General features: G+C 70.2%; 14 protein-coding genes. 7 read left to right on the top strand and 7 right to left on the bottom strand.

The features are described 5' to 3' along the window. Window positions 1-39: 39 nt before the first annotated feature. Both ATC03_RS15990 and ATC03_RS15985 read left to right on the top strand, forming a co-directional pair. A complete protein-coding gene (locus ATC03_RS15990; protein ID WP_067879232.1) occupies window positions 40-1083 on the top strand; it encodes a zinc-dependent alcohol dehydrogenase family protein in 1044 nt (347 codons plus the stop codon). Window positions 1084-1115: 32 nt separating this feature from the next. Next, window positions 1116-2141 (top strand): PHP domain-containing protein, encoded by a 1026-nt coding sequence (locus ATC03_RS15985; protein ID WP_067879229.1) that lies wholly within the window; start codon window positions 1116-1118, stop codon window positions 2139-2141. Between the two features lie 18 nt (window positions 2142-2159). On the opposite strand, the gene ATC03_RS15980 is transcribed toward ATC03_RS15985, so the two are convergent. From ATC03_RS15980 to ATC03_RS15970, 3 genes are all read right to left on the bottom strand, one after another. Further along, on the bottom strand, window positions 2160-2531 hold the full coding sequence (locus ATC03_RS15980; RefSeq protein WP_067879226.1) for a DUF7882 family protein: 372 nt from the start codon (window positions 2529-2531) through the stop codon (window positions 2160-2162). A 214-nt stretch (window positions 2532-2745) separates the two neighbouring features. Beyond that, window positions 2746-3576, bottom strand: coding sequence for an alpha/beta fold hydrolase (locus ATC03_RS15975; protein WP_067879223.1), 831 nt, complete (start codon window positions 3574-3576; stop codon window positions 2746-2748). A 158-nt stretch (window positions 3577-3734) separates the two neighbouring features. Continuing rightward, window positions 3735-4070, bottom strand: coding sequence for a DUF3467 domain-containing protein (locus tag ATC03_RS15970; RefSeq protein ID WP_067879220.1), 336 nt, complete (start codon window positions 4068-4070; stop codon window positions 3735-3737). A 215-nt stretch (window positions 4071-4285) separates the two neighbouring features. On the opposite strand from ATC03_RS15970, the gene ATC03_RS15965 reads away from it, so the two are divergent. Then, window positions 4286-5149, top strand: a complete 864-nt coding sequence (locus ATC03_RS15965; protein WP_067879218.1) for a CPBP family intramembrane glutamic endopeptidase — start codon at window positions 4286-4288, stop codon at window positions 5147-5149. 5 nt (window positions 5150-5154) lie between these two features. Here ATC03_RS15965 and ATC03_RS15960 read toward each other — a convergent pair whose 3' ends face one another. Both ATC03_RS15960 and nhaA read right to left on the bottom strand, forming a co-directional pair. Further along, window positions 5155-5688 (bottom strand): hypothetical protein, encoded by a 534-nt coding sequence (locus ATC03_RS15960; protein ID WP_161490353.1) that lies wholly within the window; start codon window positions 5686-5688, stop codon window positions 5155-5157. A 276-nt stretch (window positions 5689-5964) separates the two neighbouring features. Beyond that, a complete protein-coding gene (gene nhaA, locus ATC03_RS15955; protein ID WP_067879212.1) occupies window positions 5965-7848 on the bottom strand; it encodes a Na+/H+ antiporter NhaA in 1884 nt (627 codons plus the stop codon). Between the two features lie 103 nt (window positions 7849-7951). Between nhaA and ATC03_RS15950 the strand changes: the two genes are divergently transcribed. Next, window positions 7952-8398 (top strand): MarR family winged helix-turn-helix transcriptional regulator, encoded by a 447-nt coding sequence (locus tag ATC03_RS15950; protein ID WP_067879209.1) that lies wholly within the window; start codon window positions 7952-7954, stop codon window positions 8396-8398. A 108-nt stretch (window positions 8399-8506) separates the two neighbouring features. Further along, entirely contained in the window at window positions 8507-10006 is a 1500-nt protein-coding gene (locus ATC03_RS15945) for an MATE family efflux transporter (protein ID WP_084003561.1), read from the top strand. 63 nt (window positions 10007-10069) lie between these two features. Here the strand turns inward: ATC03_RS15945 and ATC03_RS15940 are convergent, their stop codons facing one another. After that, window positions 10070-11752: a serine hydrolase gene (locus ATC03_RS15940; protein ID WP_067879206.1), complete on the bottom strand. Its 1683-nt coding sequence runs from the start codon at window positions 11750-11752 to the stop codon at window positions 10070-10072. A 155-nt stretch (window positions 11753-11907) separates the two neighbouring features. Here ATC03_RS15940 and ATC03_RS15935 point away from each other — a divergent pair, with 155 nt between their 5' ends. Next, window positions 11908-13659, top strand: coding sequence for a sensor histidine kinase (locus ATC03_RS15935; protein WP_067879202.1), 1752 nt, complete (start codon window positions 11908-11910; stop codon window positions 13657-13659). Further along, window positions 13650-14324: a response regulator transcription factor gene (locus ATC03_RS15930; RefSeq protein ID WP_067879199.1), complete on the top strand. Its 675-nt coding sequence runs from the start codon at window positions 13650-13652 to the stop codon at window positions 14322-14324. The genes ATC03_RS15935 and ATC03_RS15930 overlap by 10 nt, the downstream gene beginning before the upstream one ends. 88 nt (window positions 14325-14412) lie before the next feature. Here the strand turns inward: ATC03_RS15930 and ATC03_RS15925 are convergent, their stop codons facing one another. Beyond that, window positions 14413-16236, bottom strand: a complete 1824-nt coding sequence (locus ATC03_RS15925; protein WP_067879197.1) for a hypothetical protein — start codon at window positions 16234-16236, stop codon at window positions 14413-14415. Window positions 16237-16474: the final 238 nt, after the last annotated feature.

Below are 16474 nucleotides of genomic sequence, written 5' to 3'. Positions count from 1 at the left end.
CGTTCAGCTGCGACATCCGTCGACCCAACGGAGGACCCCGTGCGTGCCGTGCTCTTCAGCGAATTCGGCGAGCGACCCGAGCTCGCCGACGTGCCCGAACCCGAGTGCCCGCCGCGCGGCGCGGTGATCAGGGTGCGGGCGACCGGCGTCTGCCGCAGCGACTGGCACGGCTGGATGGGCCACGACGACACGATCACCCTGCCGCACGTGCCCGGCCACGAATTCGCCGGCGAGATCGCCGAGCTCGGCTCCGAGATCTCGGCCGACTCCGGCTGGGCCGTCGGCGACCGCGTCACGGCACCGTTCATCTGCGCGTGCGGACGCTGCCCCGAGTGCCTCGACGGCAACGAGCAGGTCTGCGACGCGCAGTCCCAGCCAGGGTTCACCCGGTGGGGCTCGTTCGCCGAGTACGTCGCGATCGACGAGGCCGAGCTGAACCTCATCCGCCTGCCCGAGGTGATCGGCTTCGTCGAGGCCGCCTCGCTCGGCTGCCGGTTCGCAACCGCCTATCGCGCCATCATCTCGCGCAGCCGCCTCGCCCCCGGCGAGCAGATCGCGGTGCACGGATGCGGCGGGGTCGGCCTCTCGGCCATCATGATCGCCGTCGCGGCGGGCGTCAGGGTCTACGGCGTCGACGTGTCGGACGCCGCACTCGACGCCGCCGAGAAGCTCGGCGCCGTGCCGGTGCGCGGCGGCGACGGTGCCGCAGAGCGCATCCTCGAGGCATCCGGAGGCGGAGTCGACGTCTCGGTCGACGCGTTCGGCAGCAGCGAGACCGCGTTCGCTTCGGTGCAGAGCCTGAAGAAGCGCGGGCGGCACGTGCAGATCGGCCTCATGGTCGGCACCAGCGCGCTCGCCGCGATGCCCATGGACGCGGTCATCGCGGGCGAGCTCGAGATCCTCGGCAGCCACGGCATGGCCGCACACGAGTACCCGTCGATGCTCGACGCCGTCGCGTCGGAGTACTTCCGTCCGATCGAGCTCGTCGGGCGCCGCATCAGCCTCGACGAGGTGCCCGACGCGCTCGCGGCGATGGGCACGGCCGGGGCGACGGGCTCGGGCATGACGGTCGTCGAAGTCTAGCCCGGCACCCTGGTCCGGGCCAGAATGGGCGCATGGAACCCATCGCGGCGCTCGAGGAGATCGCCTTCCTGCTCGAGCGCGACCGGGCATCGGCGTTCAAGTCGAAGGCGTTCCGCAAGGCGGCCGGGATCATCGGCGAGTTCGACGCCGACGACCTCGCCGAGCGCGTGCGCGACGGGCGCTTGAAGCGCACGCCGGGCATCGGCGACACCACGTTCGCGGTCATCGCCGAGGCCGTGGGCGGCGAGGTGCCCGCCTATCTCGTGGCGCTCCGCGAGAAGAGCGGGCCGGCGGCCGGTGCATCCCCGACCGGCTTGCGGGCGAAGCTCCGCGGCGATCTGCACAGTCACACCGACTGGTCCGACGGCACGACCCCGATCTCGACGATGGCCCGCGCGGCCCAACTCGTCGGACTGGAGTACCTGGTGGTCAGCGACCACTCGCCGAACCTCACCATCGCGAACGGCCTCAGCGTCGAGCGCCTGCTCGACCAGCTCGACGTGCTCGAGCGCCTGAACCGCGACGAGCGCGCGGGCGGCGGCATCCGCCTGCTCTCGGGCATCGAGGTCGACATCCTGCTCGACGGTTCGCTCGACCAGTCGCCCGAGATGCTGGAGCGGCTCGACGTGGTCGTCGCGAGCATCCACTCCAAGCTCCGCACCGAGTCGAAGGAGCTGTCCGAGCGGATGCTGCGCGCGGTGCGCAACCCGCGCACGAACGTGCTCGGGCACTGCACCGGCCGCCTCGTCGAGGGTTCGCGTGGCACGCGCCCGCAGTCGACGTTCGACGCGAAGGCCGTGTTCGACGCGTGCGCCGAGCACGACGTCGCCGTCGAGATCAACTCGCGCCCCGAACGCCAGGACCCGCCCGACGACCTCATCCAGCTCGCACTCGAGGCCGGATGCCGCTTCTCGATCGACAGCGACGCGCACGCGCCCGGCCACTTCGCGTTCCTCGAACTCGGAGCTGCGCGGGCCGAGGCGAACGGCGTGCCCCCCGAGCGCATCGTGAACACCTGGCCCGCCGAGCAGCTGCTCGACTGGGCCGCGGCGCGCTGACGTGCGCGCCTCGATCGGTCAGATGGTCGCGCGCGCCCGCGTCGACCCGGCGACCTCGCGCATCGGCGCCGGGACCGGAATCCGGAGTGCCGGAGCGGCAACGCCGTCGGCCGGCTCGGGCAGCAGCGAGAGCCCGGCGTTCGACGACGCGGCCTCGGCGAGCCGATGGAGCCAGGCGCGATTGAGGGTCGGCACGCGCCCGCCGGAGTAGACGAACTCGAGCGCGATCGTGGGGCCGAACCACACCGTGGACTCGCGCCCGGAGAGCTGCCACGTGAACGCGAAGAACTCCTTGCGGCGGAGCTTGTCGATGATCACGACCTGCAGGTGCGCGAGCACGCGGTCGTCGATGGGGATGCTGCCGTTGCCGTTGTACACGAGCGTGCCCACAGTGGGCCTCCGGGGGATCAGGGTGATCCACGACGACGGGCGACGTCGGGATCGGGAGGGCCGCGGGCTCTCGCCCTGTTCGCGGGCCCCACCCCCGGGCACGTTCGCAGGCCCGGCCCGCCTGTGCATCATACGCGTAACCGGTATCGCAGGTTGTGCGTTCTGTCAGGCGGGCCGCGGAGCCCTCGAACAGGTCGACCGTCGGTGCGCGGGCTCAGCCGTCGACGAACGCCAGCAGCGCCGCGTTGACCTCGTCGGCGTGCGTCCAGAGCAGCCCGTGGGGTGCGCCCTCGATCTCGACGACCGTGGCATCCGGCAGCCGCTTGGCGAACTCGCGCGCCGTCGCGTCGATCGGCAGGATCCGGTCGGCCGTGCCGTGCAGGATCAGCGCGGGCACGTCGATCTTCTCGACGTCACCGCGGAAGTCGGTGAGCCACGTGTCGACGCACGCCGACGCGGCGTACCAGGAGGCTCCGGCGGCGACCTGCCAGCTGCCGCGCACCGCGTCCTCGGAGATGCGGGTGCCGAGGTTCTCGTCGAGGTTGTAGAAGTTCTCGAAGAAGCCCGTGAACCAGGCGAACCGGTCGCCGGTCGCGGCGGCCTTCAGGTCGTCGAAGTCGGGCGCCGCGCCGGCGGGGTTGTCGGAGGTCTGCCGCAGGTACGGTTCGAGGCTGCCGAGGAACGCCGCCCTCGCGACGCGCCCGCTGCCGTAGGTGCCGAGGTAGCGGCCGACCTCGCCCGTGCCCATCGAGAAGCCGACGAGCGTGACCTCCTGCAGGTCGAGCGTCTCGAGCAGCGTGTTCAGGTCGCCCGCGAAGGTGTCGTAGTCGTACCCGGTCGTCGGCTTGCTCGAGGCCCCGAACCCGCGGCGGTCGTACGTGATGACGCGGTGCCCGGCGTCGAGCAGCGCCCGCGCCTGCTTCTCCCACGACGCGCCGTCGAGCGGGTATCCGTGAATGAGCACGACCGGTGAACCGGCCCCGTGGTCTTCGTAGTACAGCTCGATCGGAGCGGAATTCTCGGTTCCGACGGTCACATACGGCATGAGGTCCCCTGATTCTCGTGACGGATGTCGCGGCCCTCGTCCGGCGGCGACAGGCGACAGTCCACCATCGGGCCGAGCACAGCACAAGGGCTTGCGATCGAGGGGCGGATGCCGCGGCATCCGCTCGACGCACGAAACCCGCGCCGCGCCTCAGCCCATCACTCTCCGGGGTGCCCGTGCCCGAACAGCGGACGCTCGGGCGGCTTGCGCCCGGTCTCCTGCTCCCACGCCTCGAGCTGCTGGGTGAGCGCCTTGGCGAGCTCGAACACCTGCTCGGGTGGGATCCGGATGCGGCTGACGACCTGCCCGGGCACGGCGACCGCGCGCGACCCGTCGGCATCCTCCACCGTCGACGGCGGCTGCGTGAGCGCGACGTAGTCGATCACGAACACGTTCGGCGTGTGCCAGACGCGCGCGAAGTCGGCGAACACGCCCTGTGCGCGGTCGGCCGGCAGGTCGATCTGGAATCGACGCGGAAGATGGTCGTCGCTCACGGTGCTCCCTCGCTCGCGGCTCCCGGTGAAGGATGCCGCATCTCGCCGATGGCCGATCGCCGCCGGTCCTTCCGAAGCTACACGCGCGCCGCCGACGGCTCGCGGGCGTTCGCCCCCAGCGCACGTGCACGGATCCGACGCGCACAGCTAAGGTCGAAACGAGGCGGCAACGGCGCGGCCGTGCAGTTCGAGAACACAGATGAGGGGTCGGAGACATGGGCGAAGCCGTGGCGAAGTCGGGATGGAAGCGGTTCTGGGATCGTGGCGGCTGGTGGAAGGCACTGCTCTTCGTCGCCGTCTACTACGGCGTCTACCTCGCGCTCGGCAACCTCATCGTCGCGCCGCTGCTCGGCGGATCCTTCGGCGAAGAGGGCAGCGCCCAGTACATCCTGCTCACGACCGCGCTGCCGATCGTCCTCGCGTGCATCGTGCTCGTGGTCTTCGCGATCTCGATCGGATGGCTGAAGGAGCTCTTCGGCCGCCAGCCGATCCGCGGATCGTGGTGGATGTGGATCCCCGTCGCCGTGGTCGTGGTGTTCAACGTCATCCACCTGTTCACGATCGACTACGAGAAGGCGGGCGCCGATGTCGTCGGGTCGTGGCTGCTCGCCGGGCTCTTCATCGGTTTCGCCGAAGAGACGGTGACCCGCGGGTTCGTCGTGAACCTCATGCGCCGGGCCGGGCACCGAGAGATCCTCGTCGCGCTGGCGTCGGCCGGCCTCTTCGCCGCGATGCACCTCGGCAACGTCTTCACGTCGACGCAGGGTCTGACCGCCACCCTCTTCCAGGTCGTCTACACGTTCTTCTTCGGCATCTGCATGTACCTGGCGCTGCGCGTCACCGGCAACCTGATCTGGCCGATCCTGCTGCACGCCTCGACCGACCCGACGATCTTCCTCTCGACCGAGTACTCGACCGGTGGGCCGCTCGCCGCGTTCGGCGGGCTCGGCAACTTCGCCGTGATCTTCACGGGGCTCGTGCTGCTCTTCTTCATCCGCGGCCGGGTCGCCAAGGACGCCTACGGCCTGCCCGAAGGCATGTTCGCCGCGGCCGACATCCCCGCGAGCACCGAGAGGTGACCCGTTCAGTCCGTCGGCTCCGACGGTGAGTCGGTGAGCCACGGCGAATACGTCGGATCCGCGACGTCGCCGGGTTCGCAACCCGAGCCGCCGGTCACGATGCTCGCGTCCTCGGTCGTCGTGAAGACGATGCTCGACCGGCGTGCGTTCTCGGCGGCGACCTCGAATCCGAAGGCGCCGGCCTCGCCGGTGCGCAGGATCTCGTAGCCGTTCGCCTTCCAGAGGTCGGCGACTCGGGCGGCGGCGTCGGCGTCGTCGGTACCCGGCCCGGTGCGGTGCAGCTCGAACTGGACCCCGTCGACGCCCTCGCGCGTGGTGCAGCTCAGCGGCACGACCTGATCCTCGTTCGTCCAGTCGCCGTCGATGAGGTCCTGGGTCTCGTCGAAGAGCGCCGAGAGCTCATCGCGTGCGGTCTGCGGGTCCGTCGTCGATCCTTCTCCTGCCGTGCAGCCGCAGAGCGCGACGACGAGCATCGTCGCAGCCGTGGCGCACCCGGCCCTGGCGAGCCGGGAGTTCCGCGGATGAGTTGGTCGGGTCATAGAACGGGCCGTTCGTTCGGGGCGGACGTCGGTGCGCCGGGAGCGATGACGAGTCGGCTGCGTCTCGGATGCGACGCGCGAGCTGTTCGAGCATCGCGCGGTCGAGTTCGAGGTCGGGCATCGATCCATTCCGGGTGGGTCGGAGACAGCGGTGGCCGTCCGATGATCCTAACGATCTTCGAGTGCACGTCGGAGGTTTCGGACGCGGCGGCGTTCGCCATCCAACGAGCATCGGGGCGTGCAGCGGGCCCGTGCGATCCCGCGTCGCGTGGACCGCTACGGTGCGGGCGCCTCGACCGGATCCGTGGCGGCGAGCGCGCGGATCAACGACTGGGCGTCGTACGGCCCGGTGTGCCGGCGCCCGTTGATGAAGAGCGTCGGCACCGAGCTGATCCCCATGGCCTCGGCGTCGAGCATGTCGTCGCGCACGCGGCCCGTGACCTTCGACGAGGTGAGGTCGCGCTCGAACTTCTCGACGTCGAGTCCGAGCTCGCCGGCCAGCCGGATGATGTCCGTGGGTCGCTGGTTGTCCTGGTCGGCGAAGAGTCCCCGCTCGAACTCGAAGAACTTGCCCTGCAGCGAGGCCGCCTCGGCCGCCTCGGCACCCGCCAGGGCGTTGGGGTGCACCTGCTCGAGCGGAGCATGCCGCCACACGTACCGGAGTCGGTCGCCGAGCTCCTCCTTGACCTCCTGGATCGATCCCGACGCCTTGAGGCAGAACGGGCACTGGAAGTCGCCGTACTCGACGATCGTGTACGGCGCGTCGGCCGAACCGAAGACGTGGTCGCGCGCGGGGTCGATGGGGCGGGCGAGCGTCTGACCGCTGTCCTCGTCGGGCCGCGAGGCATCCGAGATCCTGAAGATGACGGTCGCCAGCACGAAGGCGATGACGGATGCCGCGAGCACGCCGACCCTGGCCTCGTTCTGCGCGGCCTCGTCGGTTATCGCGAGGTCGACGATGAAGAGCGAGATCGTGAAGCCGATGCCGCAGAGCGCAGCACCGCCGAGGATGCGATCGAGCGTGAGCCCCGGGCCGAACTCGCCGAGCTTGAACACTCGGAGGAGCGCCGTCGACCCGAACACGCCGATGAGCTTGCCGAGCACGAGGCCGACGACGATGCCCCACGTGATCGAGGAGCCGAGGGCGTCGGTCAGGATCTCGGGGGAGAGCTGCACGCCCGCGTTGGCGAGCGCGAAGAGGGGCAGGATCACGTACGCGACGTACGGCGCATACGCGGACTGGAGGCGTTCGTTGATCGAGATCGACTCGCGCAGGCTGTTCGCGGCGGCCCGCGCGTACTCGGTGTTCGGCGACTGCCGGAAGGTACGCGCCAGGTCGAGCGCGTGCTCGACGTCGCGGCGGTTCGGGCGGTACACGGGTACGAGCAGGGCGATCGCGACGCCGGCGAGGGTCGGGTGCACGCCCGATGCGAGGAACGACATCCACACGATGATCGACAGCGTCGCGTAGACGGGACCGCGGCCGCCGCGCAGGTATCTGGTGAAGTACACGCCCGCGAGGCCGAGTGCCGCGATGATGAGCGGCATCGGGTTGAAGTCCGCGGTGTAGACGAGGGCGATGATGCTGAGGGCGCCGATGTCGTCGACGACCGCGAGCGCGAGCAGGAAGACGCGGAGGCGGCCGGGCACACGCGGCCCGATCAGCGCGAGCGCGCCGACGAGGAACGCCGTGTCGGTCGAGATCACGATGCCCCAGGCGTGCTCCTGACCGGACCCCCGGGCGATGAGGACGAACAGCACCGCGGGAACGACGAGTCCGGCGATGGCGGCGACGACGGGAACGACCGCGCGCGACCAGCTCGTGAGCTCGCCGATCGCGAACTCGCGGCGCACCTCGAGCCCCACGGTGAAGAAGAAGATCGCCATCAGCGCGTCGTTCACGACGGCGTGCAACGTGAAGTCGAGGGTGAGGTCGCCGACGCCGACCGACAGGTGCGTCTCCCAGAAGCTCTCGTACGCCCCGAACGACACGTTCGCCCAGACGACGGCCGCGACGGTGGCGAGCAGCAGGAGCAGCGCGCCGATGCGGTTCTGCCCCACGGCGTGCACCTTCTCGGCGATCGACCTCCGCGGGCGCCGACCGCGCCGTGCCGTGCGGCGGGCGGGCTCTGACGAGCGGCCGATCGTGAGGTTGGTCATCGTCGAATTCTCGCGGACGTGCGCCGGGGCGACAAGCGATCCGTCATCCGGCGTCCGAGTTCGAGACTTGACAGTTAGAGATCTAACAGTTAGTCTTCTGAGTATGGATGCTCAGGGACCTCGCCTCACCAGTGCGCTCGAGCTCGTTCGATGGATCGGGTGGGCGCAGATGAAGGCGGGCGAAGACTGGACCCGCGAACGCGAACTCAGCCACGCGCAGAGCTTCGTCCTCGGGTACCTCGTGCAGAACCCCGGCGCCATCCAACGCGACATCGCAGAGATCACCCGCACGAGTGCGGCGAGCGTCACGAGCCTCCTGCAGGGGCTCGAGCGCCGCGGCCTCGTCGAGCGTCGAACCGATGCCGGCAACGAACGCAGCAAGCGCGTGTACGCGACGGATGCCGGAGCCGAGCTCATCTCGGGCTTCGAAACCGCCATGGCGGCCGCCGACGACACGATCCTCGCGCCGTTGAACCGCACCGAGCGGGCAGAACTGCTCGCACTCCTCCAGAAGATCACCGCGGAACTCCCGCAGCCCACCCGGTCGTAACCGGGAGGCGCCCCGCCGTTCCGGCTCGAGCGCCTCGCACCTCATGCTTCACCTCGCCGTGCCGGCGCTCGTCGGCGCGCGCTCGAACCTGCCCGGAAGGGAGCAGTCATGAGCATCTCGAACCTCGAAACCCCGGCGATCGAGCCGGCACCCCGGCCGGCCGTCGATCCGGCCTCCACCCCCGAAGTCTCGGCGGCCGCGAAGGTCGGCACCGACCGCTGGTACCTCGCTTCCGCCCCGATCATCCGTGCGCTCGTGCACCTCTGCGTGCCGATGGCGGCGGCCATGATCGTCGGCGCGATCTACAACGTCATCAATGCCGGCTTCATCGGCTCGCTCCACGACGCGACGCTCCTCGCCGCGATCACCTTCGCCGCACCGCTCCTCGGCCTCGTCATGGGTGTCGGCGGCGTGTTCGGCGTTGGCGGCGGCGCCCTCATCTCCCGGTTGCTCGGGGCGTCCGAGCACGACCCGTCGAAGGCGGGGGAGATCAAGCGCGTCTCGTCGTTCGCGCTCTGGGGCTCGGTCGTGACGGGCGCCGTGCTCGGCGGCATCGGCCTGCTGCTGCTGCATCCGCTCGTCTCGCTCCTGGGGGCGGATGCCGCCGCCGTGCCGGCGACCAGCGCCTTCGTCGGCGTGATGCTCGCGTTCGTGCCCGTGCTCGCCGCCGCGTTCTGCCTCGAGCAGCTCGTGCGCGCCGAGGGCGCCGCGCGACAGGTGATGATCGCGCTCATCGCCTCGGCTGTCGCGAACGTCGTGTTCGACATCCTGTTCATCCTCGTACTGCCCTGGGGTGTCGCAGGTGCGGCGCTCGCCATGGGCCTGTCGAACGTGGGTGTCGTGGCGTACTTCGCGATCTGGCTGCACCGGCACAGCGACCACCTCAGTCTCGCGCCCAGATGGTTCACGCTGGCGCCCGCCGTGGTGAAGCCCGTCTTCGGCGTCGGCGTGGGCGAGCTGCTGCAGTCGGGGTTCCTCATCGTCACCGCGCTCGTGCTCAACAACCTCGCCGTGGCCTACGGCGACACCGCGCTCGCGGCCATGGGCGTGGCCGTGCGCATCGCGCAGGTGCCCGAGTTCCTCGTCATGGGCGTCACGCTCGGCGTGCTGCCGCTGCTCGCCTACGCGTACGGCAAGGGCGATCGGGCCAGGCTCCGGTCCGCGCTGCGGGTCTCGGCGATCACCGTCGGCGGCATCGTGCTGGTCGCCGCGACCACGCTGATCGTGTTCGGCGAGCAGGTGTTCCAGGTGTTCGTCGCCGACCGGTCGGTGCTCGCGATCGGCGTCACGATCCTCACAGCGCAGCTCGTGGCCATGATCGCGAACGGCTTCGCCGGGCTGATCATCTCGTTCTTCCAGGCGACCGGCCGGGCGAGCGCGGCCATCGTCATGTCGCTCGCGCAGGGCGTGCTGTTCATCCCCATCGTGCTGCTCGGCAACCTCTGGTTCGGACTGGCCGGCATCATCTGGGCGCTGACCGTCACCGAGGTGATCGTGCTCGTCGTCGGCGTCATCACGTGGATCGCGTCGCGCCGCGCGATCGAGCGCGGGCTCGCCGAGGGCAGCGCCGAGCGCGCCGAGCAGGGACTCGAGGCGGCCGTGGCCTGAGGCACCGCACGAACGAGAGCCCCCGGCGAACCGGGGGCTCTCGTGTCGTCGTCGGCCTCAGCCCTAGCCGACGCGCGTGAACACGCCGAGCCCGGAAGGCTCCTCCACCTGCGGGTACTGGTTGAAGTAGGTCAGCGTGACTCCGGAGACTCCCGCGCCCCCTCGGGCGAAGACGGCCGACGACAGCGACCCGGGCAGCGCGTTCTCGCCGGTGGGCGCGAACGCCATCGTGTCGCCGTCCCACGGCTCGATCGCGAAGGTGTAGTCGCCCTCCGGGCCCATGGCGCCCTGCAGCGAGCCGCCCTCCTCGGTGATGGTGAGCGTGCCGAAGTACGGGCTCTCGTACGTGCCGACGTAGTCCGATGCAGGGCCGGATGCCGCGGCATCCGTCGGCGCCTCCTCACCGACCAGGTCGCCGGCCGGCGCGTTGAAGTGCTCGAAGTAACCGCCCGTGAGCTCGACCCAGTCGCGCGTCTGGGCGCCGTACAGCACGTCGTCGAGGAACTCCTGCGCGACCGCCTCCGGGGCGCCGATCGGCGCACCGTTCGTCAGCACGACGATGCCGAGGTCGAGGTCGGGCACCATCGACGCGGCCGTCGCCGTGCCCAGCCCGAAGCCGCCCGAGTGGCTCAGCACCACGCGGCCGCCGGCGCCCGAGCCGACGTTGACGCCGAAGCCGTAGTGACCCGGCCGCTGATCGAGGGTCTGGTTGTGCGAGCTGACGATCTGCGCCGAGAACGCCTGCGTCATCGTCGCGGGGTCGATGAAGGCCTCGCCGTCGAGTTCGCCGTCGGCGAGCACCAGGTTCATCCACTTCGCGAGGTCGCCGGCGGTCGACGCGATGCCGCCCGCGGGGGCCTCGGCGTCGGGGTCGCGATCGAACTCCGGCTGGAAGTCCTTGTCGCCGAGGCGCGCGTGCTGCACGGCTCGGTTGTCGGCGGCGAGGAAGTCCGCGTGCGACGACGTGGTCGAGTCCATGCCGAGCGGCTCGAACAACAGCTCCTCGGCGGTCTGCTCCCACGTCGCGCCACGGGACACCGCGACGGCCTCGGCACCCGTCGTGAGGCCGAAGTTCGAGTACTGGTACGTGATCCGGAACGGTGCCAGCGGAATCTGGTTCAGGTGGGCGAGGATGTAGTCGCGGTCGAAGCCGACGTCCTCGAGATCGTCGCCGCCGCCGGTCGGAATGCCGGTGCGGTGGGTGAAGTAGTCGCCGATCTGCGCGTTGTCGGTCACGTACGGGTCGCCCATCGTGAAGTCGGGCATCAGGTCCTTGACGGGCGTCGACCACGACAGGTCCGGATCCTCCGTGATGGCCTTGGCGACGACGGTCCCCGAGACGGGCTTGGAGAGCGAGGCGATCATGAAGAGCGTGTCGTCGTCGACCTTCTCCTCGGTGGTGACGTCGCGCACGCCGAACGAGCCCTGGTAGACCGTCTCGCCGCCCGAGACCACGGCGACCTGCGCGCCGGGAACACCCGTGCGGTCGAGTGCCTCCTCGACGTGTCCGGGCAGGTTCTTCACTGCGGCTTCGATGGCGGCATCCTGATCGGTGTACAGGGGGATGACGTCCTGGTTCGGCGCATCGCCCGTCTCGACGGTGATCGGCGTGCCACCGGAGCTGCTGCTACCGGTGGACTCGGCCGTGCACGCGGCGGTCGCCCCGAGCACGAGCGTCGACACCGCGACGGCGACGATGGTTCGAGCCGCCCGCGCTCCCCGGTCCTTCGTGACGCGTGACTGCATGTGCCGCTCCCCTTCGTCGCCGAGTCCCGGGATTCCGAGGCTCCGATTCACCGTAGGTCGGCGGGGAGCCCGACGGAATGGACCTAGGTCTGCGTTCGGGTCGAGGGGGCCTAGGCCCATTCGGCCGAACGTGCCGGGCCGGTAGGTTCGGTGGCATGACCTCGCAGCCGTCGATCGACACGGTGTCGCGCACCGACCCGCCGCGTCCGCGAGTGCGGGACGGCTCGCTCGAGCGCGCCCTGCGGGTGATCCTGGCCCTCGCGCTGATCCTCGCGGTCGCCCAGCTCGGTGCGGGCTCCGCCTACTCCACCCCGTTCTGGCCGGTGGCCGCCTTCACGATCGTGTTCCTGACGTGGATCGCGGCCGGCCTCATCGCGTGGTGGCGTCGGCCGGGCAACGGCGTCGGCCCGCTGATCATCGTCGGCGGCATCGCGATCTACCTCGGCGGCATCGCGAACGTGCCGGCACCGCTCTTCGTGTTCCTCAACTCGATCTTCGCGACGAGCGTGCTCGCGGTCACCGTGCACATCCTGCACGCGTTCCCGTCGGGGCGGCTCCGCGGGCGGCTGTCGATCGCCGCGGTGATCGCGGGCTACGTCGTGGCGATCGGGTTCGACATCGTCACGAACCTCCTCCCGCCCGTCACCGTCGGCGGCCTCGAACTGTTCGAGGAGGCGCAGACGGTGCTGGGCATCGGGGTGATGACGGTGACCGCCGTCGTGCTGGCACGACGACTCGTGGCGGCAGATGCGCGTCACCGGCGCGTGCTGCTCCCGATGTTCGCCTACGGCACCCTCGCGGTGCTCCTGGTGCCGACGATCCCGGTGATCGCTCGGGCGCTCGAACTCGATCGGGAGGTGGTCGGCCTGGTGCAACTGGCCGTCATCGCCTGCCTTCCGATCGCCTTCCTCCTCGGGGTGCTGCTCGGCGGGTTCCGGCGCACGACGGCCCTCGAGGCGCTCAGCGCCTGGCTCGCCATCGACGGTGCGACCCGGCCTGCCGCCGGTCGCGCACTCGCCGCCACCCTCGGCGACGAATCCCTGCGGGTCGCCTACTGGTCGTCGGATCGAGGCGCGTTCGTCGACGAGGCCGGCGCCGCGATCGAACGCGACGAGCACGACCCCGGTCGAGGGTGGGTCGACGTGCGGGTCGGCGACCGGCTCGTCGGCGAGATCGGCTACGACACGCGGATGATCGGCGACCCTTCCGAGGTGCGCCGGGCGGGCGAGGTGCTCGCCATCGCGATCGATCGCGAGCTCCTCACGGCCGAGTTGCTCGCCAGCAACAAAGAGCTGACGAGGTCGCGGCTGCGACTGGTCGAGGCCGCCTACCGCGAGCGCTCGCGCATCGCACGCGACCTCCACGACGGGCTCCAGGTGCAACTGGTCCTGCTCGCGCTCGAGGCCCAGACCATCGCGAACTCGGCGGATGCCGCACCCGCCGTCAGCGCGGCATCCGAGCAGTTGCGACGGGGCATCGATGCGGCGGCGGCCGACCTGCGCAGCCTCGTGCACAACGTGCTCCCGGCGAGCCTGCTCGAGCAGGGACTGACCGCGGCGATCGAAGACCTCGTCGACCGCCTCGAGATTCCGGCGACGCTCGCGGCCGACCTCGATGAACACGGGCTCTCGGATGCCACGGTGCACACGGCCTTCTTCGTGCTGGCCGAGCTGCTCTCCAACGCGGTCAAGCACTCGCGGGCCTCCTCGGTGCACGTCTCGCTCGGTCGTGCCGACGGGCGGCTCGTCGTGGAGATGAGCGACGACGGCGTCGGCGGCGCCCGCATGAACGGCGGCACGGGCCTGCGCGGACTCGTCGACCGCGTCGCCGCGATCGACGGAACGATCGAGATCGCATCCGATCCCGGAACCGGCACACGAGTGAAGGTCGAGCTCCCATGCGAGTAGTCATCGCCGAAGACGAGGTCCTCCTGCGCGAGGGCCTGGCGCACGTGCTCGAGAGCGACGGCGTGACCGTCCTGGCCGCCGTCGGCACCGCCGCGCAACTCGAGCGCGAGGTCGCCCGTCACCTGCCCGACCTCGCGATCACCGACATCCGGATGCCGCCGAGCTACACCGACGAGGGGCTCGTCTCGGCGTTGCGCATCCGCCACGCCCACCCGGCCATCGGCGTCGTGGTGCTGTCGCAGCATGTGCAGCGCCGCTACGCGACGGAACTCGTGAACCAGGACAGCGGCGGGGTCGGATACCTCCTCAAGCAGCGCATCGCCGACGTCAAGACCTTCACGGCCAGCCTCCGACGTGTCGCAGCGGGCGGCACCGCGCTCGACCCGGAGATCGTCGCGGTCATGGTGAACCGCGCCAGCCGCGGTGACGGCGTGATCGGCGGGCTGACGCCCCGACAGCGCGAGGTGCTCGGCCTCATGGCCGAGGGGCGCAGCAACGCGGCGATCGCCGCGCAGTTGTTCCTGACCGAGAAGGCCGTGGTGCAGCACACCTCGAACATCTACGACGCGCTCGGCCTGCCGGTCGACTCCGACGACCACCGACGGGTGCTGGCGGTCGTGCGCTACCTCGCAGCCTCGGCGGACACCGCGCCGCGGCATCCGTGATCCCGAATCCGAGCTGAGCGCCGACGGCACCGGTGCCGGTGACGGCGCCGAACGCACGAGCTGTGCCTTCGGCGCCGCCGCGGTGCCCCTACCCGGTCGTGCGCGAGCGGCGACGGCGTACGAGCATCAGGACCGCTCCACCCGCGAGCAGGAACGCCCCGGCGGCGATCGATCCACGCACCTCGATCTCGGAGACGCCCGTCGAGGCGAGCGTGCGCGAGGACCCCGCGGTGGCCGAGGGGTCGCCGACCGGCGAGTCGGCGTCGGGCGGACTCGTCCCGGCGTCGGGCGTGGTCGGTCCACCGGGCACCGACGTGCCCAGGTAGGGCTCGGTCTTCGGCTTGATCGCCCACTGCGCTCCCGCGCTCGCGTCGGGGAAGTCGGCCGAGACGTCGATGATCTCGTAGTAGACCCCGTCCTTCAGCACGATCACCGTGCCCTCGGAGTGCACCATCGGCGGCGATCCGACCCACCAGGCCTTCGTGTGCGGAGGGGCCGTGATCGGCAGGCTCAACGTCGTGCTCGTCGTCGTGGCGACCGAGCGTTCGTAGTGGACCATGAGCGAGGCCTCCCACTTCGCACCTATGCCGTCGAACTCCGACTTGATCGTGAACTCGAACCCGCCGGAATTGGTGACCGTCTCCGACGAGCTGACGGTCTTCGTCGCCGTCTGCTCGATATCGGTGCCGTTCAGCACGGTCTCCGACATGGGACGCTCCTTGCCCAGCACGGTCGTGGCGCTCGCGAGGCTCAGGCCGCAGTCGTCCGGGCGGGCACCGCAGACATCGGCGACGAGCTCGCGCGCCAGCAGGGTGTTGGCTCCGTGGCCCGAGCCGTCGAGCACGGTCATCGCGCGTCGCGCCACGGTGAAATGCGCTTCGTAGGCGCCGGTGTTCACCCCTGCTTCACTGGTCAGTTCGCAGCTGTAGGGCGAGACCTTCACGCGTACCGCCTTGTCGAGGGGCGGTGCGCCGTTGGCGATGGGATCGGTGTCGACGACGAAGCACGTTCCATCACGCGGGAAATGCACCCCGCTCGAACGGTAGTTGTTCGACCAGCCCGCGATCCAGAACTGCGTCGGGGTGCCGTCGTCGACGATTCGGTAGGTGAACTCGACTCGCGAGTTGTCGGCGTAGACGCCCTTGTCTCCGTCGCGCACCACGGTCTCGGTTCTCGTGCTGCTGTTCTTCGCGACCTCGGCGGTGCCCGCGACGCCGTAGGGCACGTCGAACTCGAAGTGACCGGCGGTCAGCGAGATCGGCCCGGTCGTCGTGAACACGGCGGCCGTTTCGACGTACCGGTTGAGCGAGAGTGCGAAGGTGTAGCGCGTGTTCGGGAACCCCTGCGTGTAGCTCACGTCGCAGATGAACGGACTCACGGCGGCTGGCGTTCCGCCTGCGCGCGGGTCGCCCTGGAACACCCGACACGAGGCGTTGGCGATGTCGCCGGTCGCCCACACCCTGCTCGCGATCCAGTATCCCGATTCCTTGCCGAGCATCACGACCTGGAAGACCGCCGCTCCGTCGATGCCGGTGTCGATGCCGGCCGTCTCACCCGACACGTGGAAGACGCCGCGAGTGTCGGCGCCGACATTCGCCGTGACCGCCGACATCTCGCCGACGGGAGTGCCGAACGCGCCACCGCTGTCGAGGGTGACTCGCGAGAGGGTGAAGTCAGCCCAGATGACGCCCGGAACCACGGCAGCGGCGTCGACGGCCGCAAGGGCGTCGTCTGCGGCTGCGGCTGCGGCTGCGTCTTCGTCTGCATCGGGGAGGTCGACGGCGGCGGCTTCGGACGCGGGCACCCCTGGCAGGTCGTCGTCGGCCATCGCCGGCGCGGCGAGGGTGACGGCGCCGATCGTGAGTCCCGCGGCGATCGCGGCCGCGGTGAGTGCGGCGGTGAGTCTCTTCATTGGTCGCACCTCGAGATCGATCGGAGGCATCGGCCGAGGAGTCGACGCCGACCGCCCGGACATGCATCGCCTCGTCATCGAAGGCGCGTCGCAGAGCGCTCGAGATCATCCTGCAAGGCGGCCGGCCCGGTGAGAATGGACTCAAGTCCCGGGTCGTCTCGACTGTCCCGGGTCGTCACGACCCGTTCGGGCGTCGACGTGCTTCACGGTCGGACGGCGCGCGACGTCGTACGCGCTG

This window comes from Agromyces aureus, assembly GCF_001660485.1.
Lineage (GTDB): Bacteria > Actinomycetota > Actinomycetes > Actinomycetales > Microbacteriaceae > Agromyces > Agromyces aureus.
This window is presented reverse-complemented; position numbering and strand designations above follow the sequence as displayed.

Coding starts and splice junctions, on each gene's coding strand:
- ATC03_RS15985 (WP_067879229.1), top strand. CDS start 1,116: ATGGAACCCATCGCGGCGCTCGAGGAGATCGCCTTCCTGCTCGAGCGC.
- ATC03_RS15975 (WP_067879223.1), bottom strand. CDS start 3,576: ATGCCGTATGTGACCGTCGGAACCGAGAATTCCGCTCCGATCGAGCTG.
- ATC03_RS15965 (WP_067879218.1), top strand. CDS start 4,286: ATGGGCGAAGCCGTGGCGAAGTCGGGATGGAAGCGGTTCTGGGATCGT.
- ATC03_RS15960 (WP_161490353.1), bottom strand. CDS start 5,688: ATGACCCGACCAACTCATCCGCGGAACTCCCGGCTCGCCAGGGCCGGG.
- nhaA (WP_067879212.1), bottom strand. CDS start 7,848: ATGACCAACCTCACGATCGGCCGCTCGTCAGAGCCCGCCCGCCGCACG.
- ATC03_RS15950 (WP_067879209.1), top strand. CDS start 7,952: ATGGATGCTCAGGGACCTCGCCTCACCAGTGCGCTCGAGCTCGTTCGA.
- ATC03_RS15945 (WP_084003561.1), top strand. CDS start 8,507: ATGAGCATCTCGAACCTCGAAACCCCGGCGATCGAGCCGGCACCCCGG.
- ATC03_RS15940 (WP_067879206.1), bottom strand. CDS start 11,752: ATGCAGTCACGCGTCACGAAGGACCGGGGAGCGCGGGCGGCTCGAACC.
- ATC03_RS15935 (WP_067879202.1), top strand. CDS start 11,908: ATGACCTCGCAGCCGTCGATCGACACGGTGTCGCGCACCGACCCGCCG.
- ATC03_RS15930 (WP_067879199.1), top strand. CDS start 13,650: ATGCGAGTAGTCATCGCCGAAGACGAGGTCCTCCTGCGCGAGGGCCTG.
- ATC03_RS15925 (WP_067879197.1), bottom strand. CDS start 16,236: ATGAAGAGACTCACCGCCGCACTCACCGCGGCCGCGATCGCCGCGGGA.